This is a genomic window from Bifidobacterium actinocoloniiforme DSM 22766 (genome assembly GCF_001263395.1).
Taxonomy (GTDB): domain Bacteria; phylum Actinomycetota; class Actinomycetes; order Actinomycetales; family Bifidobacteriaceae; genus Bombiscardovia; species Bombiscardovia actinocoloniiformis.
Window position 1 is genome coordinate 1,216,418 of the sequence record NZ_CP011786.1, and the last position, 22,322, is coordinate 1,238,739.

Sequence of the window (22,322 nt, forward strand, 5' to 3'; positions counted from 1 at the left end):
ATGCGCGCCATTCGCCGCCATCTTACCCACCAGCCATCGTCATCTGGTAAAACGCGCCGGGCATGTGGTCGAACGTTCCCACGCCGATGAATGGATAAAAAGGTCAAATCAAGCCCCGGATTCAGCCTGCGGAACGCTGCTGAAGGCCAGCCGATCGCAGACATCGCGAGAAGGCCGCTCTTACTCTCTCAGCGTTTTTCGGGCGGGGTCGGCGGGGCTCCAAGCAGGCCGATCTTAGACAGGGGCGAGGCCGTGACCTGACGCATGGCCAGAACCGAGCCGAAAGCGAGTGCGGCCGCCGAAGCGATGAAGGCCAACGCCGAAGAGTAGGCCCCATAAAACGTCCAACGAGCACCCAGTTCAAACCCGGAGACCATCTGCCAGACCAGGTAACCGCCGTACAGGGCCCCTAGGACGCCTGCCGTAAGCATGACGGTGGAGACGATTTGCACTGAGGCGGAGCTGACGCGGGTGCCGGGGGCGTCCATGCCTGAAGCCCTGGTGCAGGCCATCATGATCAGGGCCAAACCGCCGGCGATCAGGATGGACATAATCACATCGGTGGGCCGGTGCCAACGCCCGTCAATCACCGAGCAGCCCACGGCCAGAGTGAAAGCGAATCCCAGCGCCGCGCACAGGGCCCGCCAAACGCGCGGCACCACGCAGACCAGCGCCAGGGTCACCGTCGCGGCCAGAATCGTGTGGCCCGAAGGCGCGGAGTTGCCTCGCATGGACTCGGTGTTGATGAGGTAGGGCCTGGGCAGGAAGGACTTAAGCAGGCGACCGGCCAAGTAAGCCACGGCCGAATAGGCGACCACCTGGGCCAAAAGCCACCAGCGCTTACGCAGGGCCGCGATCACGTAGGACAGCAGGCCGATAGCGCAGCAGAGCGCAATCGTCAGCCCGTTGACGCGAAAGATCCCCAAGACGCTCTGCAGAAGGGGCGCTCGTCCTATATAGCCGGCGAAATTACGGTAAACCTCGTCGTCATACTGCTGCCCGGCCAGGGTACGCACACCCAACCACCAGACCCCGGCCGCGGCCAGCAGGAAGCAAATCCCCAAGACCAGGCAGACGATCCACGACGAAGTGCGCGGCCGCACGGTCAGTGGGTCCATCCGCTCCAGCTGCTCAGGGTCCTCAGCCGCCGCCCGCTCGCCCTGGGCCGCCAAACCTTGTAAGTCCTGAAGGGTGGACAGTGTGGCCGAATCGGCGCCTTGAGCCGAAGACGCCGTGGAGTCCCGCTCCGCGAACACGTCGTCGGAACCATAGCCGTCGGTTTGGGCATCCTGAAAAGCCGGTCCCCCCGCCAGTCCGGCCAGACCCGGATCAGGCGAGCCCGGAGTAAACGCCGACACCGAATCCGGTCCCCCAACCGGGCCGGGACCACTACCATATCCCTGCCCGCGCTGGGTCCCCGGCCCTTCACTCCAACCCTGCCCATGCTGATCTGTCATAGTTTCAAACTCTATCTACTCCCCCGGTCCGCCGCACCCCCGCTCCCCCAAGAATCGCACTACGTTTACAGGCCGGGGCCGGGACTATATGCGCTCTTCCAACCCCCGACGCTGACTTGCCCATCTCAGGCAAGGGCTGCCGCCTCCTTGAGCCCACAGTTGGGGAATCGCCGCGCAAGCGGACCACAGCCTTATGCGGACATGCCAGTTAATGCCGCCCGCGAAAGGATGCCATAGCCTTCCAAAGCGGTAGGTGGCCTTCTTGCGGTTGATGACCGCCGATCTTCGACAAGCAGGCGGGACGGGTGATTCGATCAGCGGCTCGTAGGCGCCTAACCATGCACACCTACGCCTGGCGGGACTCAGTAGCTAGGACTTGAGTCGTCGATCTTGACAGTCAACTCGCCGTTCTTGATCGCGAACGTTCCAGCCAAGTAGCCGGAGGCGGAGGACGTGTCGTTGAGCCAATTGTCGTCCTCGTCGAACCGGTACTGGTAGCTGATGCCGGTGTGGATCAGGTCCGTTTTGAACTCACCGGTGCTCAGGTCGAGCTTGTCCAGTGAGGGCGCGCTGGCGACGGTACGCCGGATATTCGTGTACGCCGGATGCCCACCGCCGTCGAAGGAGCCATTGGAGAAATCGCAACCGCTCTTCCTCAGATCGCTGGAGGCGGTGCATGCGTCGATACGCTGCTGCACCTGCCCCAGGATTCCCTGCTCCAGGGCGTCCGTGGCCTGCGGGGATACATAGGCCACCTTCTCGGAATCGTTGAGTTTGACCGCCTCATCCTTGATGTACTTGGACTGGGGAAGATCCACCGTGGCGACGCCCGGGTAGACCGGAAGGGTGTACTCGTCCATGGAGGTGTAGTGCGTCCCATCACTGTCGCTGGAGGAGGACCGTTCCGAAGGCGGGCTGACGACCTGCTTGTCCGTGCCGGCCTTGGCCAGGTTGACCCCGATGCCGTTGACCGTCACGGTATCGATGGTCTTGGGCGCCGCCACCTTGATCGAAGTGGTCAACGGGCTGGCAATCCGCCAGGAGTCGAAAATCAGGAAGCGCTTGCCGGAAGGCTCCACGGCCAGCTGCTTGGACTGCTTGACCCCATTGACCACGTAGGAGATTCGCACCTCGTAGCCGGCCCCCTTCGGGTCCTTGACCAGGGTCCCGACCTGCGCGTCCTTGATGCGTGAGCTGGCGTCCTTGCCGTAATCGTTCGTGAGCAGCACGCGCGAATCCTGCTCCACACCCGGGTCCACCATCTGGTTGGCCCGCTGGTAGTTGCCGCTGGATATAGCCGACACATAGGCGTTAATCTGCCCATTCGGAGTGAACACCGTGTTCTTCAGGACCGTATAGGCGCCCGCCAAGATCACGATCAGGGCGATGATCACGCCCCAGATGACCAGGGTCCGGCGCTGTGTCTTATGCGGGACCGGGATGGCGACCGTCTCTTGGGCCCGCGCTTGCGCAACCGGTTGAGCCGCTACCGCGTCCTCGGCCGGAGAGACTCCAGGCATGGCTTGCTCGGCCCCCTGAGCCTCCTCCGGCTCCAGCGGTTGCCCGCAAGACAGGCAAAACCGTGCGCCAGAATGATTCTCAGCTCCGCATTGGGTGCAATACATGGTGTCCACTTCCGCTCATTGTTGAGAGTCGCGCCGGTCGACGGACCGGTCGGTCATGCTCCTATCCCCGCCTGTCTCAGTTCCACCGGGACAGGGCGCCCATGAAGGCGGAGCCCGCGATGTTGGAGAAGATGATCATCAGCAGCACGAGGATGAAGAAAACCGCGATCATGGCGAACAGCCAGAGCCAGAAAGAGTCCAACTTGCGGTGGTTGGCGGAGATGGCGACCAAGTATGAGGGCAGCAGGGCCATGAAGGCGAGGCTGAGGAAGAAGAGGACGCCAGCCACAACCGAAGCGCCCACGAGCGAAAGCAGGACCAGCGCCAGGTGGAAGACGGCGAACGGGATCACGATTTGCGCGAACGTATCGTGGACTTGCCTGAAGGTGTCGGCGTCACCAAAGATTTTCCTGCCAAGGAAGACGATCAGGACCAGCGCGTAGAGCACGAGAGCCACACCGATGAATCCCCGGAAGAAAAGGGAGAAATAGTCGGAGGAACTGACGGAAATGGACCGGGAGGACTCGCCCATCATCGAAAGGATGGATTCAGCGGGGTACAAGACCGCCGAAGCCGCCTTCGCGGCCCAGATCGTGACCAGGAGCGAGACGATCGCCGCTTCCACGAACATGGGCACGCAGGCCCACCAGGTAGGTGTGGCCATGCGGAGGCTGGGCTTCTTCAAAGCGGCGAGGACCCAGTCGAAGAAGAGCTTGAACTGGCTGGGGCCGGTCTGCTGGGCCGGAGCCATCCCAGGGACCGCGCCGGGCATCGCGCCTTGGGTGGGAACCTGCGCCGGCTGGGGTTGCGGCGCCGACTGGGGTTGCTGACCGGCGAAAGCTTGACCTGCGGGAGCGGGCTGGACCTGAATCGGAGCCGTCTGCGCAGCGATGGGCTGGGGTTGCGCCATGACAGGGACGGGGGAAGCTCCCGCGCTGGCAGGCTGTTGGAACTTTTGGGGCTGCTGCCGGTCAGCCTGGTCTTGAACGTCCCGCCCTTCAGCCGTCGGCTCGGTGGTTGGCTCCGGGGCCGCTGCGGGCTCGGGCTGAGCGTCCTTAGCGAACGATGTGCCGCACTTGCGGCAGAAATTAGCCGAATCCGGGTTCTCGGCATTGCACGCGGCGCATACCTTCATTGTCCCCTCATCTCCTCGACAGTCCCCTCCCAAGACCTTCCATCGGTCTTGGCGATTCTTCACCATTGAATCACGAGGCGGGAATATCAAACCCCACGGATTGGACCGGCCCAGCGGCCGCGCCGACGCTGACGACCAGGCATAAGAAAACTCTCACGCACCCGTCAGAGGCCACTTACCCTTGCTGCATTCCTGCCCTGGGGGGATTGGGTGACGTAACGCCACGTGAGAGCTTTCTTTATTCTAACCGATTGCGAGGATTATTGCAGCCAGCGTATGTCTCGCCGCCGGCTCAACCCGCGAACCGCTAATAGTTGTCGCCGTTCAAGACGGAGTTGTTGACGACCACGTAGTCGACGTGACGGATGTCCGTCAGCTTGCAACCGCCCGCGTAGGAGATGGAGGACTGGAGATCCTGCTCGATCTCATGCAGGGTGTCAGCGATTGAGCCCCGGTAGGGCACCAGCATCTGCTTACCTTCCACATTGCGGTAGGCGCCTTTCTGCCGCTCCGAGGCCGAGCCCCAGTACTGCTTGTAGGTCTTGCCGTCAATCGTGATTGTGCCTCCGGGCGACTCGTCGTGGCCTGCCAGCAGGGAGCCGACCATCACCATCGTAGCGCCGAAGCGGATGGATTTGGCGATGTCCCCGTTGTAGCGGATGCCACCGTCAGCGATGATGGGCTTGCGCGCGGCCTTGGCGCACAGCCGCACCGCAGCCAGCTGCCAGCCGCCGGTGCCGAACCCGGTCTTGAGCTTGGTGATGCATGCCTTGCCTGGCCCGATGCCCACCTTGGTGGCGTCCGCGCCCGCGTTCTCCAGCTCGCGCACGGCCTCGGGCGTGCCCACATTGCCAGCGATCACGAAAGCGCCAGGCAGGGCCTCCTTCAGGTGGCGGATCATACGGATCACATGGTCCGAGTGGCCGTGCGCTATATCTATGGTCACGTACTCCGGGGTCAGACCGGCGGCGGCCAGCTCGTCCACGAAGTCATGCTCGCCTTGCTTGACCCCCACCGAAATCGAGGCATACAGCCCTCGCTCATGCATGTCCCGCACAAAACCGGCGCGCGCGCCCGGCTCAAACCGGTGCATCACATAGAAGTATCCGTTGGCGGCCAACCACTGCGCCAACTCCTCGTTAATCACGGTTTCCATGTTCGCCGGCACTACAGGTATCTTGAAGGTGCACGGCCCGAACTTCACCGAGGTGTCAGCCTCGGAACGGCTTTCGATGATGCACTTGTTCGGAATGAGTTGCACATCGTCGTAATCGAAAACTACCGAAGGGATCATAGCCCTTGCCCTTTCGTACGTCGGCCAGGCTGCGGCCCAACCGTCCGTGGCTACAGCCTAGCAAAAGGGGTTACCGAAAAGCCGGCCAAGCGTTAAACCGGAGCCAGCGGCCACTACCCAGGGGACAGCCGTCGGCGCATCCAGTAAGAGAGCGTGTTGCACAACACCGCATGCCCAGAACCAGAGCGTTTCCACCGGCAAATCGGCGGCCCGCATCCCCTGCGCACGATCAACGGCTTTTACCGGAACACCGATGAATGGTTGGTATACACGCGGATGAGCTACATACCAATTGTTAGGATGCCAGCACTTATCATCGGTATCGGCGCACGACAAGATTCCAGACCCTAAGAGACTGCTCCACACTCCCCTTCCCACGCCCTGCTCCTGGTGGAACACAGATTCCGAAGCATCAGCCCTCCCCAGTCCCATCGCCTTCATCGGCTGGAGCTTAGGCGAGCCATCCCCGTCAACAACCTCGAACACACTGACTCTGGTTCGGGCGCAGCGCGCATTTTCAGCAACCACGCTCACAAGCGTCCTGAGCAAGTTCGCGAGGATCATGCCTTCGTCCAGCAGGCGCCTTTGGAGGAGGCGCGAGGGGGATTGATAGGATTAAGTTCGCCGCTTGACGGCTGCTGCATACGGTAGTCACGAGCGCCGAACCGCCGATGGCAGCGGTTATGCAGGAATGGAACGGATGCAGTTAAGGAGAATTCTGACCATGGACGCGGATTTAGTGGTAGTAGGGGCCGGGCTCTTCGGGCTGACCGTGGCCCAGCAGGCGGTGGAGCGGACCGGGGCGCAGGTGCAGATCATCGACGTGCGCGACCACATCGGGGGCAACGCCTACTCCTATATGGACGAGGAGACCGGGGCCGAGATTCATAAGTACGGCGCCCACCTCTTCCACACCTCCAACCGACGTGTGTGGGACTACGTCAACCGTTTCACCGCGTTCACCGACTACACCCACCGGGTCTACACCACCCACCGGGGCGAGGTCTTCCCGCTGCCAATCAACCTGGGCACGATCAACCAGTTCTTCCACGCCCACTACACGCCAGCCCAGGCTCAAGCGTTGGTGCAGGAGCAAGCCGGGGAACTGGCGGGCACCGATCCAGCCAACTTGAACGACCAGGGCATCTCCCTGATCGGCAGGCCCTTATACGAGGCCTTCATCAAGAACTACACGGCCAAGCAGTGGCAGACCGACCCCAGCGAGTTGCCGGCCTCCATCATCAAGCGCCTGCCGGTGCGGTTCAACTACGATAACCACTACTTCAAGGACACCTGGGAAGGCCTGCCCAAAGACGGCTACACGGCCTGGTTCGAGCGGATGATCGACGACCCCCGCATCAGCGTGAAGCTCTCCACGGACTTCTTCGACGACTCGCAGCCCTGGAACCGGGACGCCCTGGTGGGCCAGGTGCCAGTGGTCTACACAGGCCCGGTGGACCGTTACTTCGACTACCAGCTGGGCGAGCTCAAATGGCGCACGGTCGAGTTCAAGGAGCGTCGCTACAACGAGGACGACCACTTCGGCTGCCCGGTCATGAACTTCTCCGACCCGGACGTGCCCTACACCCGCGCCATCGAGTTCAAGAATTTCAACCCCGAGCGCTACGACCGGCAGTCCCACGACTCCACGGTCGTCTGGGAGGAGTACTCCCGCTTCGCCGGCAAGGGCGACGAGCCTTACTACCCGATCAACACGGCCGACGACCGTAGCCTTTACAACCAGTACAAGGAGCTGGCAGCCGCCCAGCCCCAGGTCGTCTTCGGCGGTCGCCTGGGCACCTACGCCTACTACGACATGCACCAGGTCATCAACTCCGCCCTGGTCGCCTTCGACAAGCAAATCGAGCCGCTGTTGGGCGAGTGAGCTCCGCATCGGCCCGGGCCGCCCTCCGTTACAGAGTCGGCACGGGCCAGTCTTAGCAGCAACCGTCCCACTCGGGAGAGGGGAAGAGCACCGGCTCCGCATTGGCCCACAGGCCCATGATGTCGTCGTCCGGGTTGGTCAGCGCCTGCACCTGCACCCCATCCATCGTGCAGTAAACGGTGCGGATGAGTCCATGGAAGGCTTGCTCACCCTGATAGCGCTCCGGCAGCTTCCAGGGTATCGAGTCCATAAAATCGAGCATCTTGGCGTGCCGCGCCTGGTAGTAATCGTGCGCCGGATGCCGCGGATCGTGGGCCTCGATGGCCAGCCGCATGAAGAGCATGACCAGTTCCAACCGCTGTGAGTTGACTTTGACAATGCCAGCCAGGTAGCGCGGCAGACTATACAGTTGCCGCCCCTGCCCATCCTTGCCCACCTCCAGGGTTGTGAGCTCGCTGGCCGGAAGGCTGGTCTCAAAGGAGAACGCGCCTGCGTCGTAGTATGTCTCGATGATGAGCGCCAGCAGCTCTTCGCGGTTACGCACATAGTGGTACAACCCCGGCAGAGTCAGCCCCACGGCGTCGGCTATGGTCTGCATGGAGACCCCATAGCTGCCATAATAAGCGATGAGTTTGGCGGCTTCCTGCGCTATCTGCCGCCGGCGCCGGTCGGGTGACATCCTGCGATGCCGGTTAATCGGGCCGTGGTTCGCCGCATTGTTCTCCGGGGTGTCGAGCCCCTCGTCTGACTTACTCATCACTATTGATACTAGCGCACCAGCCCAATCGTTCCGGGCTTGAAGAGTGGCGCGCCAGCCGCCCCGGCCCGACTGCACACATACAATCCGGCAACCACGCAGCTTGCTTATTTAATATTTATAATATATAAAATAAAGGTGAAGCATAGCGCTTCAGAGTCGTGCACAGCAGCACGGCGTCGTACTACAAAGGAGTTCTGATATGTCGCAAGCCAGCCCATCAGGCGGGCAGATCAAGTCTGGCCCACTTGAAAAGTCGCGTTACTGCATCGCTTTCTTCGTATTCAACCTCTTCTGGATGATGGCCCTGTCCATCGTCGCCTCGGTGCTGCTTCCCCAGCGGCTCACCGACATCGCCCCAAGCTCCAAGGTGGCCATCTCGGGTGTCTTTAACGCCACCACGGCCCTGACCTCACTGGTCTCGAACCTGATCGTCGGCAACCTCTCCGACCGTACGCGCTCCATCTTCGGCCGCCGCACCCCGTGGATCGTCTCCGGCGGCGTCCTGGCCGGAGTCTCCCTCTTCCTGATGGGCGTTTTCAGCAACATCTGGGCCATCGGCATCGTGTACTGCCTGGCTATGGTGGGTCTGAACATGATGATCTCGCCCGTGGTGGCCTCCCTGTCCGACCGCGTGCCGGACACGCAGCGCGCCACCATGTCGGCCTTCATCTCCGCCGGCAACATGGTCGGCAACTCCCTGGGCACCCTGGTCGGCGCCCACTTCATCACGATGCAGGTCCCCGGCTGGATCCTCTCCGGCATCGTCATGGGCATCTCCGGCTTGGTGACCATCATCATCTGGCCCAAGGAGCCCTCGGCCAAGGACCTGCCCCAGGTGGAAGCCTCCTGGAAGTCCCTGCTCGAATCCTTCCGCCCGCCCCGCAACGCCCCCGACTTCTGGCTGGCTTTCGCCGGGCGCAGCCTCTTGCTTTTCTCCTACTACATGGTCCTCAACTACCAGCTCTTCATCCTCCAGGACTACATGGGCCAGTCGGTCAAGGATTCCGCCGCCACCATGTCCACCATGTCGATGGTGCTGATCGTGGTCTCCATGATCGCGTCCCTGGGCGCAGGCCCCATCTCCGACAAGCTCGGCCGGCGCAAAATCCCCGTCGTGATCGCATCCCTGCTTCTGGCCATCGGCTACGCCATGCCCTGGATCCTGCACAGCCCCATGGGCATGATCCTGTTCACCGCTATCGGCGGCTTCGGCTACGGCATGTACGGCTCGGTGGACCAGGCGCTCAATGTGGACGTACTGCCCAACGCCAGGGAAGCCGGCAAGGACCTCGGCATCCTCAACATCGCCACCACCTTGGGTCAAATGGTCGGCCCGCTGGCCACCTCGCTCATCGTCTCGGTCACCAAGTCCTATGAGCTGGTCTTCCCCACCGCCATCGTGTTGGTGATCCTGGCCTGCTTCTTCATCAGCCGCATCAAGTCCGTCAAGTAAGGCAGACTTTCAACAGGAAAGGAAGTACCATGACCATCGCATTGGACCCCGGCAACACCACCAGTACGATTAGCCCCCTGCTGCACGGACAGTTCATCGAGTTCCTAGGTGAGTGCATCGACGAGGGTCTGTGGGTCGGGCCCGACAGCGCCATCCCCAACCAGAACGGTATCCGCACAGACGCCCTTGAGGCCCTGAAACGGCTGGCACCACCCCTGCTGCGCTGGCCCGGCGGCTGCTATGCCGACACCTACCACTGGCGTGATGGAGTTGGCCCCCAGGACCAGCGCCGCACCACCTACAACGAGAATTTCGGCACCTATGAGCTGGACCGCCACGGATTCGGCACCGACGAATACCTGCGCCTGTGCGAACAGGTCGGCGCCCAGCCATGGGTGAACGTGAACATGCTGTCCGGCTCCGTCAGCGAGATGCGCGACTGGATGGAATACTGCAACCGCGCCGAGCCTACCGACCTGGCGCGGTCGCGGGCCGCCAACGGACATGCCGAACCATACGGCGTGCGCTACTGGGGTCTGGGCAACGAGCCCTGGGCCGGCGGCGGCACGATGACGCCCTCCACCTACATGGACCTCTACCGGCTGTTCGCCTCCTCCATGCCCTCGTTCACCCATTCCAACGACGAACCCGGCATGATGTATCCCATCGCCTGCGGACCGGACGGCAATAAGCCGGTGGAACGGGTGGAGTGGACGCGGGAGTTCTTCCGCGAACTAGCCTCCTTCCGCCAGCCGCCCATCAGCGCCTACGATTTGCACTTCTACAACTGGAACATCGACCATGAGGAGGACTCCTCCACACAGTTCGACCAGGCCGGATGGCGGCGGGTGGTGGAAGGCTGCCTGGAGCTGGAGGACATCATCGATGAACAGTGGGGCCTCATACGCGCAGGGCTGTCCGCCATGCCGAGGCCGGAGGTCCCCCAGGACCCGCGGCTGGAGTCCGTGGATCTGGTCATCGGGGAATGGGGCAACTGGCACCGAGACGCCTTTGAGGTCCGGCCCGCCCTGCGCCAGGAGGTGACCATGCGCGACGCCGTGACCACGGCGCTGACCCTGGACATCCTCCAACGCAATTGCGACAAGATCAGCATGGCCTGCAACGCGCAGACTATCAACGTGCTCAACTCGCTGATCCTCACCGACGGCGACGCCACCATCCTGACGCCCAATTACGACGTCTTCATGATGTACCAAGGACATCGGGGCGCCCAGGCGATCGAAACACCCCGACAGGACCAGCAGACCGGAGTCTACGCATTCGCATCGGTCAAGAACCGCAAGCTGTTGGTCGACTTGACCAACGCCGACATGGACGCGGCGGTGGACCAGACACTGACCCTGCCGGTGGACGTGCGCGTGGAGGACATGCGAACTCTGGTGGGCGAAGACCCGCACCAGTTCAACAGTAAACAGAATCCGGACCTTCTGCGCGCCCGCAGGAACGCCTTTGACGCCCCGATCGGCCGCGAGGTCACTGCCCATCTGGAGCCGGCTTCGGTCAACACCCTGACCCTATCGCTGGCCTAGACGGTACGCGGGGCGCTGCACGGCGCCCCTAGGATACGGCTGAGGGCCGCCCCCCGGAACTTGGGGGGCGGCCCTCAACATGCATTAAGAACCACAGTCTCTCGTTACCGACTCAACCGAACCGGAACCGAGGAGAACCGGACTCAGGCTCAGGCGTGCCAGACGTCCTTGCCGCCGTCCTGGGCGGCCTTCACGTCGGCGTCCAGGGAGGCCTCGTCGGCCTCGACCTTGCCGGTGATGTAATCCTCGACCAGCTGGTGGGCCTCGTTGTCCTCGTGCTGCACGGCAGGGGACTTCATGAAGTAGGAGGAGGGAGCCAGGACCGGACCCGCCAGGTGGCGGTCCAAGGCAATCTTGGCGGCGCGCACCGCATCAATCACGATACCGGCGGAGTTAGGCGAATCCCAGACCTCCAGCTTGTACTCCAGGTTCAGCGGCACATCGCCGAAAGTGGTGCCTTCCAGGCGCACGAACGCGAACTTGCGGTCGTCCAGCCAGGCCACGTAGTCCGAGGGGCCGATATGGACGTTGTGGGCGTCCATCTCGTGGGGCACGATCGAAGTGACGGCGCGGGTCTTGGAGACCTTCTTGGACTCCAGGCGGGTGCGCTGCAGCATGTTCATGAAGTCCATGTTGCCGCCCACGTTCAGCTGGTAGGTGCGATCCAGGCGCACGCCGCGATCCTCGAACAGACGGGCCATGACGCGGTGGGTGATGGTAGCGCCCACCTGGCTCTTGATGTCGTCGCCGATGATCGGCAGGCCGGCATCGCGGAACTTCTGCGCCCATTCCGGGTCGGAGGCGATGAAGACCGGCAGGCAGTTGACGAACGCGCAGCCAGCGTCGATCGCGGCCTGGGCGTAAGCCTTGTCGGCCTGCTCGGAGCCGACCGGCAGGTAGGAGACCAGGACGTCCACCTTCTTGTCGCGCAGAACCTGGGCCACGTCCACCGGCTGGGCGTCGGATTCCTCGATCATCTGCTTGTAGTACTCGCCCAGGCCGTCGCCGGTGGGCCCGCGGAGCACCTCAACGCCCTGGTTGGGCACATCGCAGAACTTGTAGGTGTTGTTCTGGGAGGCGTAAATCGCCTCGGACAGGTCCTTGCCCACCTTCTTGGCATCCACGTCGAACGCGGTGACGAATTCGACGTCGCGGATGCGGTAGCCGCCAAAGTTGGCGTGCATAATGCCCGGAATCTTCGCGTCATCCTTGGCGTCCTTGTAATATTCGACTCCCTGCACCAGCGACGAAGCGCAATTGCCAACGCCAGCTATAGCTACACGGATACTCATACAAAACTCCTCTGATAATAACCAATACCAATTCCAGCATAGCCTTTGGTGGCGAGAGGCGACCGCTGTGGGGGCAAATGCTTCACAGCGGCAACGCAAGGGGTGACGGGCGCGTAAACGTACTAAAAGTATGGAACCTTACTCTTTGAGCGGACTCTTGACATAGCCAGAGATTAGCCTGGTTGGCATGATATTTGAGAACCGGTCATCGTTTTCCGCGCCCAGACCGCCCAGGAAGGCCCGTTCGGCCTCCTCCGCGGGCCGCCCAGGCGCAGGCGGCGGAAGGGCCGCGACTTTCCGCCCATCCGGGGGCCCCAAGCTGCGCGCCCCCCGCGGGACCGACCCCATCACGGAAGCGGGCAAGAGCCGCCACGGGGCCAAACGCAGGGGCGGCTCCGGGCCAGCCAAGACGCCCAAGCTGGGGCGCGACGGCAAACCCCGCAAACGTCACCTGATCCTCAAGTGGACCTTAGGCATCCTGGGATTCCTGCTCCTGGCCGGGGTGGCCGCCTTCGCCTACCTGTACCTGACCACCGAAGTGGTGCCGCCGGAGAAGCAGGCCCTGGCGCAGAAAACGACCGTCTACTATGCGGACGGCGTGACGCCGGTGGGCTCCTTCGCGGAGCAAAACCGCGAAATCATCCCCTGCTCGACCCTGCCCAAGCACATGAGCAACGCGATCGTGGCCTCGGAAAACCGCTCCTTCTACTCCGATAACGGCATCGACCTGAAGGGCATCGGCCGCGCCCTGTTCAACAACGTGACCAAGGGCACCCGCCAGGGCGGCTCCACCATCACCCAGCAGTACGCCGAGCGCTACTATCTGGGCGAAACCACCTCCTACACCGGCAAACTGCGGGAGGCCATGCTCTCGCTTAAGATCGCGCAAACCGAGGATAAAGACACGGTCTTGTGCAATTACATGAACACGATCTACCTAGGGCGCGGCGCCTACGGCATCCAAGCGGCGGCCCAGGCCTACTACGGCAAGGACGCCAAGGACATGACCTTGCCCGAATCGGCCATGCTGGCGGGCATCATCCCAGCGCCCACCACCTGGGATCCGGCGGTCAACCCCCAGCAGGCGCAGTCCCGCTACAAGCGCGTGCTAGGCATCATGCAAGAGGATGGCTATATCTCGGCCAAAGACAAGAGCGAAGCCCTGAAAGCGCCGCCCAAGACCATCGACTACTCGCCGCAGAACGTCTACCAGGGGCCCAACGGCTACCTGCTGCGCATGGTGCGCACGGAGTTGGCTGGCGGCAAAAAAGCGCCCTTCACCGCTGACGAGCTCGACACCGGCGGCTACAAGATCATCACCACAATCGACAAGAGCAAGCAGGACCTCATGTACCAGGTGGCCTCGCCTTCAGTGGAGGGCAAGCGGCTGCCGGACGGCTTGCAGGTGGGCGGCATGTCCGTCAACCCCAAGGACGGCTCCATCATCTCCCTCTACGCCGGTGACGATTACCTTAAGCACCAGCTGAATAACGTGAGCCAGGCCCGTTTCCAGGTGGGCTCCACGATGAAAGTGTTCACGCTGCTGGGGGCCATCCAATCGGGCGTGAACCTGAACACGGTCTTTAACGGCAATTCGCCGCGCACCTTCAACTCCGTGGGCAAATCCGTGGCCAACGCGGAGGGCATCAGCTACGGTTACGTGAACCTGTATTCGGCGCTGGCGAACTCGGTCAACACCGTCTTCATGGACCTGAACGAGCATGTGACCTCACAAAAGACCGCGCAGGTGGCGCACGCAGCCGGCATCGAAGGCAAGATCGACGACACCACCACCTTCGACGCGCTGGGCGTGGACGCGCTGACCGACTGGGACCTGACCCAGGGCTACCAGACCATCGCCAACGGGGGCAAGAAAATACCCTTGCACCTGGTCAGCCAAGTCAAAGACACTAAAGACCAGCAGCTCTACACAGCCTCCAACCAGGGCGAGCAGGTCTTCAACGCCGAGCAGGTGGCCCTCCTGCAGAAGGCCATGACGGGCACCGTGCAGTACGGCACCGGCACCCAGGCGCGCGCGGTGGGTAAGACCATCGCCGCCAAGACCGGCACCGCTAACGACGACACCGCGGCCTCTATGGCCGGCTTCACGCCCTCCGTGCTGACCACCTTCGGAATCTGGCAGCCCGGACCGGACGGTTCGGCACAGAAGGTCCCGAACTTCGCCGGCTACCCGCATGGTTCCGGCTACCCCACCTACCTGTTCACCCAGTACATGAAGCAGGCCACAGCCGGCATGGCCGACGAGAAATTCCCCGTCGCTAAGGACGTAGGCAAGGTGGGCGGTCCCGATGGCACTTGGGGCACAGGCCGCGCCTCATACAGCTACGGCTACCAGCGCTCCTACGGAAACACCAACGGTTATGGCAATGGCTACAAGAATTACAACTACAACTACAACTACAACAACACCCAGGGTGGCACCCAAACCACCCCGAACCAGCAAACCAACCCAGGCCAGCAATCCACCCAGCCGCAAACCCAGCCAAACTCCGGTCAGTAAGTCCAACAGCCGCGGGTTGATCAACCGCTCGTCGGGGGAAGGATGCGGCTCGTGCTTCAGCAGATGACCTATTTCGTGGCCGTCGTAGAAGAGGGCACCTTTTTGCGAGCCGCCGAGCGTTGCAACATCTCCCAATCGGCCATTTCCCAGCAGATCAAAGCCCTGGAGGGGAGGCTGGGTGTACCGCTCCTACGGAGATCCGGCCGCGGTTTCGAGCTGACCGAGGCCGGTGAATATTTCTACAACCGCAGCCGCTCCCTCTTGCGCTCGGTGGACACGCTGACCAAGCGAACCCGCGAGATTGGCGACCAGGCCCATAGCTCGCTGGCCGTCGGCTACCTCCATCTTTCGGCTCGACTGAATTCCTGCAAGCGGTAGCCGCCTTCTCCCGGCGGTTTCCCCGCATCGGGCTGGACATCAGCGGCGGCAGCCATGGACGCCTCTACCAGTTGCTGACCGGAGGCCAGGCGGACCTGGTCTTCAGCGACCAGCGACGGGACCTGTCCCGCAATTTCGTCAACTTGTACCTGACTTCCAGCCGACTCGTGGCCGTCGTGGCGAGGCAGGGCCGGCAGCGGGACTCGCGGCAATCCCCACAGCGGGCCACAGGCAGCGCGGACGTGCGCGAACTGGCCGACCTGCCCGTCATCCTGCTGGCCAGCGACGATCAACGCTCGGCCGAGGAGGATTTTCACCACAGCGCCCTGGGACTGACCAGCCGGTGCATCTTCGCAAGCTCCCGGGAGGAGGCGCAGCTGCTGATGGCGGCCAACCAGGGCTACCTGCTGATGGACGAGGGCGAAAGCGCGCAGGTGGATCCACAGGTGGGACGGGCCCTGGCTTTGACGCGGCAGGGGGAGCCCCTGGTGCGCAAGTATTACGCCTTCTGGAGCCGAGATAACTCGGGTTATTATGTGGAGGCCTTCGCCCAGCTGCTCAAATCCCAGTTTCAATAAGGCGCAGAGCGCTCCTCGCCGCGGTTGCGGCGATATCAGCAAGCCCTGGCCACCGCTGGCTCCCCTCGTCTGACGGGCGGGCGACATATAAGTAAAACTTATCAATCAGGCCCATAATCGAGATTGTTTCGACCCTCTCCAAGCCTTAGCGTAACAGCATGAACGCCGGTCAACCAGACCGGCCGCCAGCGCGAAAGGAGACGGCCCATGCCCATCACCGACTTCGCCCATGACTTTCATGAGAGGATGTTCCCGGGCTACCGGTCCGACTTTCTGCGGACCGACCCGGAGTTCATCGAGCGATTCGGCAGCTTCGCCTTCGACCAAGTGATCCACCAGAGCGACCTGCCCGACCCCACCCGGTTCATAGCCATCCTCGCCAGCCTCATCGGATGCCAGGGCATCGACGAGTTCAGAGCCATGATTCCGGCCGCGCTGAACTTCGGCCTAAGCCCGGTCCAGCTCAAGGAGGTGGTCTACCAGGCCGTGGCCTACCTGGGCATCGGCCGGGTCTTCCCCTTCCTGAAGGCCGCCAACCAGGCCCTGTCCGAGGCCGGCGTCGAGCTGCCCTTGGAGCCGCAGGCAAGCACGACCAGCGACGAGGGCAGCCGCCTCCAGGCCGGCGAACGGGCCCAGGTGGACATTTTCGGCGAGGATATGCGCGGATTCGCCCAATCCGGGCCCGAGGACAGCAGGCAGATGAACTACTGGCTGACCAGCAACTGCTTTGGCGACTACTACAGCCGATCAGGGCTGAGCCGCCAGGAGCGGGAGATGATCACCTTCTGCTTCCTGGCGGCCCAGGGCGGGGTCGAACCGCAACTGACCTCCCACGCGGTGGCCAACCTGCGCATCGGCAACGACAAGGACTTCCTTATCGCCGCCATCTACCAGCTCCTGCCCTTCATCGGCTACCCTCGCTGCCTTAACGCCCTGCGCTGCCTGCGCAAGGCGGTCGATCAACGGCAGCCCAGCCGGACCGACCACTAGGGCGCACCCACTTCGATAAGTATCCGTCTCAGCAAGGAGAGCAATATGAACAAGCAAACATGGCTCATTACCGGCGTCAACTCCGGTTTCGGGCTGGAACTGACCCGACAGCTACTGGCTGCGGGCCACAAGGCGGTCGGCACCATCCGCCGCGAATCCCCGGCCGTGGCCGAGCTCAAGGCCCAGTACCCCGACACCCTGGAGACGCCGAACCTGGATGTGACCGACGTGGAGGCCGTCCACCGAGTGGTGGGCGCCGCCTTCGAGCGCCAGGGCCGCGTCGACGTGGTGGTTAACAACGCCGGCTACGGGCTCTTTGGCGCGGCCGAGGAGCTGAGCGACCAGCAGGTGGAGCACATCATCGCCACCAACCTGCTTGGCTCCATCCAGGTCATCCGCACCGCCCTGCCGTACTTACGCAGGCAGGGCGCGGGCATCATCGTGCAGATATCCTCTTACGGCGGGCAGGTGGCCTACCCAGGCAACTCGATGTATCACGCCACTAAGTTCGGCATTGAGGGGTTCGTGGAGTCGGTGGCCCAGGAGGTCAAGCCCTTCGGCATCCGCACCATGATCGTGGAGCCCGGTGGCGCCCGGACCGAATTCCGCTACGGGAGCGCCCAGGTGGCCCAGCTGATGCCCGAGTACGACGGCCCCACGCACGCCTTCCTGAAGATGCTCGACCCGGCTAACGGCCTGGCCCCCGGCGACCCCGCCGAGATGGCCGCCCGCATCATCGAGTGCGCCGCCGACCCCGAGACCCCCCCTGCATGTCGTATTAGGCTCCGAGGCCCTGCGCAACGCCATCCAGCGGCTTGAGGACCGCCTGGGCGAATACCGCAGCGAGACCGACCTGGCCTGCTCCACCGACATCGACGAGTGAATAAATTTGGCCCGGCCAGCCGTCGGGCCATAGATACCCGCCACCGCTTGCGTAGGCCAGTACGGCCGCCGCAACCGGTGGCGGCGCGATAGCGGCCACCGACGAACGGGGGGCTATTGGAAGAGGGAGACGCCCCGGCGAGCGACGCAGAAGGCGTTGCCCAGCCAAGTGTGGCGGGAGTTGGGCCAGACCGCGCCCAGTCGGGGAGCGTTCTGGCTCATCCAGATGCTAGGCACGCGGCCGTCGGCCGAACGCGATCCGAGCAGGTTGAAACCGTTCTTTTTGACCAGCCAATCCGGGTGCTGGGTGGCGATGGCCAGGCCTTCCTCCAGGGTGAGCGGAAGGCAGTCGTCGGAGTCGATCAGCTTGCGGGCCACGTCCGGTTCACGATTGGTGTAGCGGCTGCCAGTGTGGGGCTCAACCACGATGTAGAAGGGTCCTTCGGGCGGCTCGAACCCATCCTGGGGCAGGAAGGAAGCGATGTCCCGGGGGGGCATGGTGGTGAAGCCGGCCATGCGCCCTATCGAGGTACGGGCAATCAGGGATTCGGGGGTGACCAGCTCGCGTGTGGGCACCAGCAGGATCTTGTCGCCCAAATCCACCTGCTCCAAGACGCTGATGAGAGGAGCGGCCAGGGAGCGGAATGCCGCCGCGCTCAAATCGGCGACATCCGGGTATCCCAGGGCCACGATGCGGTCCAGCTGGCGGACGGCCTCCTGCGAAGAAGTAGTCATGCCCCCAGTCTAATTCACGGCGTTACCGCGCGCCGCGCCATCAATCGTCTTGCTGGATACTGTGCGCATAGTGATAGTCATGCCTGCTAAGAACGTGTGCATCTTGGATCAGGATCTGCATCTCGTGCGGGCGGCGACCAAGCGAGCGGGGAGCCTGTCCGGCTCCGTCATGGCAGGGCTCAGGCTCTACCCGCGCTCCCAGAAGGACGGCGGAGCCCAGTCTGGAAGCGGTCGAGCTGGAGGTCAGCGACCACGGGCGCACCGTCCGCAAGCGCTTCGTCGGCCGCCGACTTTCCCGCTTCGACCAGCAGGCGGACCGCCGGCAGAGCGTCACGGAGATTTTCACCTTCCGCAAGGGCAAGTATGTGCTCCACCAACGTTCAATGTTGCTGTGGCGAACCGCCAGCGACCGGGTCGGCGACCAGTGGACCAGCCCCGCCCCCAACCAGTCGGTCTCCCGCTCCATGGCCATATTCGACACCCTGAGCGAACTGACCGCCCAACTTCCCCCGGCCCTGGCCGCCGAAGTCGCCGCCGCCGCTGAAACAGGGCCCATCGAAGACCTCGATATCTGATCAGACCACCCAAAAACCTGCGCCAGGCGGCCCGTGAGCGAAAACAGCTGACGGGACGCCTGGACGCAGGCTTATTGGAGCGCATTTGGGTCAGTGTTGACCGTAGACGTTCTGGTAGCGGTCGTTGAGCTTGTCGATGTCGGACTGGTCGATCTCGATGATTCCGCCCAACTGGCGGGCGGCCCACATGGTATGCGCCACCTCCTCCGTCATCGCAGCGGCCTTCACGGCCGACTCAGCGTCCTCACCAATCGTGAAAGGCCCATGGTTCTGCATCAGCACAGCCGGCGAGTTGGGGTAGCGTTTCAAGGTCTCGACCACGCCCTCGCCAATCGCCTCCGAACCGATCAAGCGGAAGGGGCCGACCGGCACAGGACCGCCGAACTCGTCACCCATCATAGTCAGGCCACAGGGAATGTTCTGCCCCGTCGCCGCCCAAGCGGTCGCATACGTGGAATGCGTATGGACCACCCCGTACACATCCGGCATATTACGGTAGATATACGCATGCGAAGCGGTGTCCGAACTGGGCGCTTCAGCCCCATCCACCGGGTTCCCTTCCAAATCAGTGACCACCATCGAGGCCGGCGTCAGATACTCATAACGCACGCCAGACGGCTTAATCACCATCAAATCGGCGGAATGCAGCCTCTGCGAGACGTTGCCCGCGGTCCACACCACCAGATTCCACTTCAACAACTGCTCATGCAGGGTCGCCACCTGCTCACGCACCAGCTTGACCTCAGCGCGCACCTCAGGCGAAAAATCAGCCAATGTAGCCATAACATGAACTCCTTATCATTCGATGCTTGAACCCTACAGGCTCTCCAGGTCCTTACCCTTGGTCTCCTGGGCGAACAGGTAGGTAACCGCGCCGATGACCAGGCAGACACCGAAGAAGGTGAAGGCCTTGGTGATGACCGAGATGTCGATGTGCTGGGCAACGTAGCTGCCGCCCACCAGGGCGCCCATGACGATCGGGCCGACGATCTTGGCGATGGCGCCAATGCCGTAGCCCAAACCAAGGCCGGTGGAGCGCACGTCGTTGGGGAACTGCTCGCCGCCAAAGGCGTTCAGAATGCCGAAAACGCCATCCGCGAAGGTCATGATGATCAACACGGCGATGTAGAACTGCCAACCCGAGCTATGGAAGAATGCGGCGTAGAAGCAGCCGGCCGCGCCAATGATGCCGAACGAGAACATGGTCCAGCGACGGCCGATCACGTCGGCCAACCAAGCGGAGCCGAAGCGGCCGATGCAATCCGCCACGGAGACGCCCATGAACAGGTAGGCGACCATCTGGGTGGAGAAGCCGAAGGCGTCCTTCATCAGGGTCTGGCCCCAGGACTGGATGGCGAAGGAGCCAAGGATGAAGCAGAAGGAACCGAGCGAGATGATGACCAGCGGCTTCAGGCTCTTGGAGAAGAGCAGGGAGTACGAAGCCTTCTTCTCCTCCTTGACCTCGGGCAGGGCGCCGACCTCGCTGGCCGGCATCTCCAGGGCCCAGGCCAGGGCCTCGCGGGCCTTGTCATCCTTGCCGATGGACTGGTAGAAGCGCGGGGACTCCGGCACGGTGGCCAACCAGAAGAGGAGGAGGACCGGGATGACTCCCAAGGCCACCAGCAAGCGCCAGTTGCCGCCAATCAGGGACTGCGCCACCGAACCCAGCAGGAGGCCCATGGGGATGAAGACCGAAGCCAAACCGGAGAGCACGCCCCGCTGCTTGGCGGGCACGAACTCCTGGACGTAAGGGATGGAGATGATATTCAGGCCACCCACGCCGATGCCCACGCCCACGCGCAGGATGGCCAGGAGGACCCAGGCGCCGTCCGGCAGGAAGACCGAGAGGGCGGTGAATATCACGAAGCAAATCACGCACCACTGGAAGGCGTGCTTGCGGCCGAACTTGTCGGACAGGCGACCCCAGACGATGGAGCCAATGACCGTGCCCAAACCGGAGCAGGCCAGGATGATGCCCACCGAAGTGCCGGTCAGATGCCAGGCGGAGGTGAGCAGGGAAACGACGAAGCCGATCAGGAACATGTCGAAGAACTCCGAGATGTTACCGGCGATGGCCAGGCCGATAATGGATTTCTGGTGCCCGGTCAGGGGCCGGGAGTCGATCAGCTCATAGGCTGTCTGCTGGGGTCGCGCCACGGAAGCGTTGGAATCACTCATTATTGCACTCTTTCAAGGTTGCTGGACAGGGAAACTGCGCCCTAGGGCAGTCAGCGGTTGATGTCGTCGCCCATGGGGATGTCAAGCTCCTCGGGGCGCATGCGGGTCAGGTCGCCCATGTGCGTCAGGGCGAACTCGGCGGCCTTCTGGCCCCATTTGACGCCGCACTCCACGTCGCCGGAGAGGAAGCCGTGCAGGGTGGCGGAGACGAAGGAATCGCCGGCGCCGGGACGGTCCACCACAGGTACGGTGGTCGTTGTGTACTTGTGCAGCCCGTTCTTGTCGCGCAAGTAGGGGCCGTCGAGATGGTTAGTGGAGACCACGTACTCGTTGCCGAAACGCTGGTAGAGCTGTTCCGCCACCTCCTCGCCGGTGCCTTCGATGCCGAAGACCGCCTTGGCGTCCTTGATGGAGCAGAAGAGGATCCGCGCCTTCTCGGCGATGGGCTCCAGGACCTTGCGGGCTTGGTCGCCGGACCAGAGCTTGGAGCGGAAGTTGACGTCCAGGGCGACGTCGACGCCCCTCTTCTCCGCCTCGTCGGCGGCGAAGCTGACCACGGAGGCGGTCGTGTCGGTCAGGGCCGCGGTGATGCCGGTCAGGAAGACCAAACGCGTGTCCAGGATCTTATCCCAGTCGTACTCGTCGATGCCGGTGGTGCGGAAGGGCGTGTACTCGCGGTCGTAGATGACGTTGGCCGGCATCGGAGGCTCGCCGGGCTCCATGAAGTAGAGGGCGATGCGGCTTGTGGGCTTGCGCACCATCGTGGACAGGTCCACGCCGACCGAGCGGTACTCGCTGAGCACATACTCGCCCAGATCGCCTTCGGGCAGGGAGGAGGTCCACAAGGTCTTGCGCTTGAGCTCAGACAGCAAACCGGCCACGTTGGCCTCAGAGCAAGCGGGGTTCATGCGCACGGAGCGGGCGTTCATCAAGCGTTCGCCGCGGTTGACGGTCAGTCGGATCTGGCCCTCGCCGATGGTCGACAAATCATAGGTAGGTGTTGGCATTGCTTCTCCTATTTAAAACAAGCGGAT

At 63.0% G+C, this 22,322-nt stretch carries 19 protein-coding genes, 1 other RNA gene and 1 pseudogene; 9 read left to right on the top strand and 12 right to left on the bottom strand.

Going from position 1 to position 22,322, the window contains the following annotated elements; all coding sequences use genetic code 11:
- Window positions 1–188 precede the first annotated feature (188 nt).
- The 6 genes and pseudogenes from AB656_RS05025 to AB656_RS05040 all read right to left on the bottom strand — a co-directional run bounded on the left by AB656_RS05025 (window position 189) and on the right by AB656_RS05040 (window position 5,511).
- On the bottom strand, window positions 189–1,358 hold the full coding sequence (locus AB656_RS05025) for a phosphatase PAP2 family protein (RefSeq protein ID WP_081924904.1): 1,170 nt from the start codon (window positions 1,356–1,358) through the stop codon (window positions 189–191).
- Window positions 1,359–1,819: 461 nt separating this feature from the next.
- Entirely contained in the window at window positions 1,820–2,977 is a 1,158-nt protein-coding gene (locus AB656_RS05030) for a zinc ribbon domain-containing protein (RefSeq protein ID WP_033504021.1), read from the bottom strand.
- A gap of 39 nt (window positions 2,978–3,016) precedes the next feature.
- Window positions 3,017–3,082, bottom strand: a pseudogene (locus AB656_RS08200) (zinc-ribbon domain-containing protein); the annotation flags it as partial.
- A 76-nt stretch (window positions 3,083–3,158) separates the two neighbouring features.
- Complete coding sequence (locus tag AB656_RS05035; protein ID WP_033504020.1) at window positions 3,159–4,217, bottom strand: DUF6574 domain-containing protein; 1,059 nt, start codon at window positions 4,215–4,217, stop codon at window positions 3,159–3,161.
- 141 nt (window positions 4,218–4,358) lie between these two features.
- Window positions 4,359–4,455, bottom strand: an RNA gene (gene ffs, locus AB656_RS07670) — signal recognition particle sRNA small type.
- A 69-nt stretch (window positions 4,456–4,524) separates the two neighbouring features.
- Window positions 4,525–5,511: a GMP reductase gene (locus AB656_RS05040; RefSeq protein WP_033504019.1), complete on the bottom strand. Its 987-nt coding sequence runs from the start codon at window positions 5,509–5,511 to the stop codon at window positions 4,525–4,527.
- 724 nt (window positions 5,512–6,235) lie between these two features.
- Here AB656_RS05040 and glf point away from each other — a divergent pair.
- Window positions 6,236–7,396: a UDP-galactopyranose mutase gene (glf, locus tag AB656_RS05050; RefSeq protein WP_051905380.1), complete on the top strand. Its 1,161-nt coding sequence runs from the start codon at window positions 6,236–6,238 to the stop codon at window positions 7,394–7,396.
- A 52-nt stretch (window positions 7,397–7,448) separates the two neighbouring features.
- Here glf and AB656_RS05055 read toward each other — a convergent pair whose 3' ends face one another.
- Window positions 7,449–8,153: a TetR/AcrR family transcriptional regulator gene (locus AB656_RS05055; protein ID WP_144418942.1), complete on the bottom strand. Its 705-nt coding sequence runs from the start codon at window positions 8,151–8,153 to the stop codon at window positions 7,449–7,451.
- A 202-nt stretch (window positions 8,154–8,355) separates the two neighbouring features.
- Here AB656_RS05055 and AB656_RS05060 point away from each other — a divergent pair, with 202 nt between their 5' ends.
- Window positions 8,356–9,609 carry an MFS transporter gene (locus AB656_RS05060; protein ID WP_033504016.1) on the top strand — a complete coding sequence of 418 codons (1,254 nt, stop codon included), beginning with the start codon at window positions 8,356–8,358 and terminating at the stop codon, window positions 9,607–9,609.
- Between the two features lie 29 nt (window positions 9,610–9,638).
- Window positions 9,639–11,159 carry an alpha-L-arabinofuranosidase C-terminal domain-containing protein gene (locus AB656_RS05065; protein ID WP_033504015.1) on the top strand — a complete coding sequence of 507 codons (1,521 nt, stop codon included), beginning with the start codon at window positions 9,639–9,641 and terminating at the stop codon, window positions 11,157–11,159.
- A gap of 149 nt (window positions 11,160–11,308) precedes the next feature.
- Here AB656_RS05065 and AB656_RS05070 read toward each other — a convergent pair whose 3' ends face one another.
- Window positions 11,309–12,451: an inositol-3-phosphate synthase gene (locus tag AB656_RS05070; protein ID WP_033504014.1), complete on the bottom strand. Its 1,143-nt coding sequence runs from the start codon at window positions 12,449–12,451 to the stop codon at window positions 11,309–11,311.
- Between the two features lie 187 nt (window positions 12,452–12,638).
- Here AB656_RS05070 and AB656_RS05075 point away from each other — a divergent pair, with 187 nt between their 5' ends.
- The 5 genes from AB656_RS05075 (at window position 12,639) to AB656_RS05095 (ending at window position 17,737) form a co-directional block, all read left to right on the top strand.
- On the top strand, window positions 12,639–14,972 hold the full coding sequence (locus AB656_RS05075) for a transglycosylase domain-containing protein (protein ID WP_081924905.1): 2,334 nt from the start codon (window positions 12,639–12,641) through the stop codon (window positions 14,970–14,972).
- A 51-nt stretch (window positions 14,973–15,023) separates the two neighbouring features.
- Entirely contained in the window at window positions 15,024–15,350 is a 327-nt protein-coding gene (locus tag AB656_RS05080; protein WP_051905381.1) for a LysR family transcriptional regulator, read from the top strand.
- A complete protein-coding gene (locus AB656_RS05085; protein ID WP_081924907.1) occupies window positions 15,338–15,928 on the top strand; it encodes a LysR family transcriptional regulator substrate-binding protein in 591 nt (196 codons plus the stop codon). Before AB656_RS05080 ends, AB656_RS05085 begins: the two co-directional genes overlap by 13 nt.
- Window positions 15,929–16,174: 246 nt before the next feature.
- Window positions 16,175–16,918 (top strand): carboxymuconolactone decarboxylase family protein, encoded by a 744-nt coding sequence (locus AB656_RS05090; protein WP_201777338.1) that lies wholly within the window; start codon window positions 16,175–16,177, stop codon window positions 16,916–16,918.
- A 45-nt stretch (window positions 16,919–16,963) separates the two neighbouring features.
- Window positions 16,964–17,737 (top strand): SDR family oxidoreductase, encoded by a 774-nt coding sequence (locus AB656_RS05095; protein ID WP_201777317.1) that lies wholly within the window; start codon window positions 16,964–16,966, stop codon window positions 17,735–17,737.
- A 177-nt stretch (window positions 17,738–17,914) separates the two neighbouring features.
- Here AB656_RS05095 and AB656_RS05100 read toward each other — a convergent pair whose 3' ends face one another.
- Window positions 17,915–18,535 carry a DUF5701 family protein gene (locus tag AB656_RS05100; protein WP_033504011.1) on the bottom strand — a complete coding sequence of 207 codons (621 nt, stop codon included), beginning with the start codon at window positions 18,533–18,535 and terminating at the stop codon, window positions 17,915–17,917.
- 236 nt (window positions 18,536–18,771) lie between these two features.
- Between AB656_RS05100 and AB656_RS07675 the strand changes: the two genes are divergently transcribed.
- On the top strand, window positions 18,772–19,110 hold the full coding sequence (locus AB656_RS07675; RefSeq protein WP_236681923.1) for an EXLDI protein: 339 nt from the start codon (window positions 18,772–18,774) through the stop codon (window positions 19,108–19,110).
- A gap of 90 nt (window positions 19,111–19,200) precedes the next feature.
- Here the strand turns inward: AB656_RS07675 and AB656_RS05115 are convergent, their stop codons facing one another.
- From AB656_RS05115 to AB656_RS05125, 3 genes are read right to left on the bottom strand one after another with little or no spacing between them, the layout of a single operon-like run.
- Complete coding sequence (locus tag AB656_RS05115; protein WP_033504008.1) at window positions 19,201–19,893, bottom strand: L-ribulose-5-phosphate 4-epimerase; 693 nt, start codon at window positions 19,891–19,893, stop codon at window positions 19,201–19,203.
- A 33-nt stretch (window positions 19,894–19,926) separates the two neighbouring features.
- Window positions 19,927–21,288, bottom strand: a complete 1,362-nt coding sequence (locus AB656_RS05120; RefSeq protein WP_033504007.1) for an MFS transporter — start codon at window positions 21,286–21,288, stop codon at window positions 19,927–19,929.
- A gap of 50 nt (window positions 21,289–21,338) precedes the next feature.
- The gene (locus AB656_RS05125) at window positions 21,339–22,295 is read right to left on the bottom strand and encodes a sugar kinase (RefSeq protein ID WP_033504006.1); all 957 of its coding nucleotides are present in this window, start codon (window positions 22,293–22,295) and stop codon (window positions 21,339–21,341) included.
- Window positions 22,296–22,322 lie beyond the last annotated feature (27 nt).

What these genes read in the sequence shown, in the direction of transcription:
- AB656_RS05030 (WP_033504021.1), bottom strand. Translation starts at nt 2,977, where the DNA reads ATGCCTGGAGTCTCTCCGGCCGAGGACGCGGTAGCGGCTCAACCGGTT.
- AB656_RS05035 (WP_033504020.1), bottom strand. Translation starts at nt 4,217, where the DNA reads ATGAAGGTATGCGCCGCGTGCAATGCCGAGAACCCGGATTCGGCTAAT.
- AB656_RS05040 (WP_033504019.1), bottom strand. Translation starts at nt 5,511, where the DNA reads ATGATCCCTTCGGTAGTTTTCGATTACGACGATGTGCAACTCATTCCG.
- glf (WP_051905380.1), top strand. Translation starts at nt 6,236, where the DNA reads ATGGACGCGGATTTAGTGGTAGTAGGGGCCGGGCTCTTCGGGCTGACC.
- AB656_RS05055 (WP_144418942.1), bottom strand. Translation starts at nt 8,153, where the DNA reads ATGAGTAAGTCAGACGAGGGGCTCGACACCCCGGAGAACAATGCGGCG.
- AB656_RS05060 (WP_033504016.1), top strand. Translation starts at nt 8,356, where the DNA reads ATGTCGCAAGCCAGCCCATCAGGCGGGCAGATCAAGTCTGGCCCACTT.
- AB656_RS05065 (WP_033504015.1), top strand. Translation starts at nt 9,639, where the DNA reads ATGACCATCGCATTGGACCCCGGCAACACCACCAGTACGATTAGCCCC.
- AB656_RS05070 (WP_033504014.1), bottom strand. Translation starts at nt 12,451, where the DNA reads ATGAGTATCCGTGTAGCTATAGCTGGCGTTGGCAATTGCGCTTCGTCG.
- AB656_RS05075 (WP_081924905.1), top strand. Translation starts at nt 12,639, where the DNA reads ATGATATTTGAGAACCGGTCATCGTTTTCCGCGCCCAGACCGCCCAGG.
- AB656_RS05090 (WP_201777338.1), top strand. Translation starts at nt 16,175, where the DNA reads ATGTTCCCGGGCTACCGGTCCGACTTTCTGCGGACCGACCCGGAGTTC.
- AB656_RS05095 (WP_201777317.1), top strand. Translation starts at nt 16,964, where the DNA reads ATGAACAAGCAAACATGGCTCATTACCGGCGTCAACTCCGGTTTCGGG.
- AB656_RS05100 (WP_033504011.1), bottom strand. Translation starts at nt 18,535, where the DNA reads ATGACTACTTCTTCGCAGGAGGCCGTCCGCCAGCTGGACCGCATCGTG.
- AB656_RS05115 (WP_033504008.1), bottom strand. Translation starts at nt 19,893, where the DNA reads ATGGCTACATTGGCTGATTTTTCGCCTGAGGTGCGCGCTGAGGTCAAG.
- AB656_RS05120 (WP_033504007.1), bottom strand. Translation starts at nt 21,288, where the DNA reads ATGAGTGATTCCAACGCTTCCGTGGCGCGACCCCAGCAGACAGCCTAT.
- AB656_RS05125 (WP_033504006.1), bottom strand. Translation starts at nt 22,295, where the DNA reads ATGCCAACACCTACCTATGATTTGTCGACCATCGGCGAGGGCCAGATC.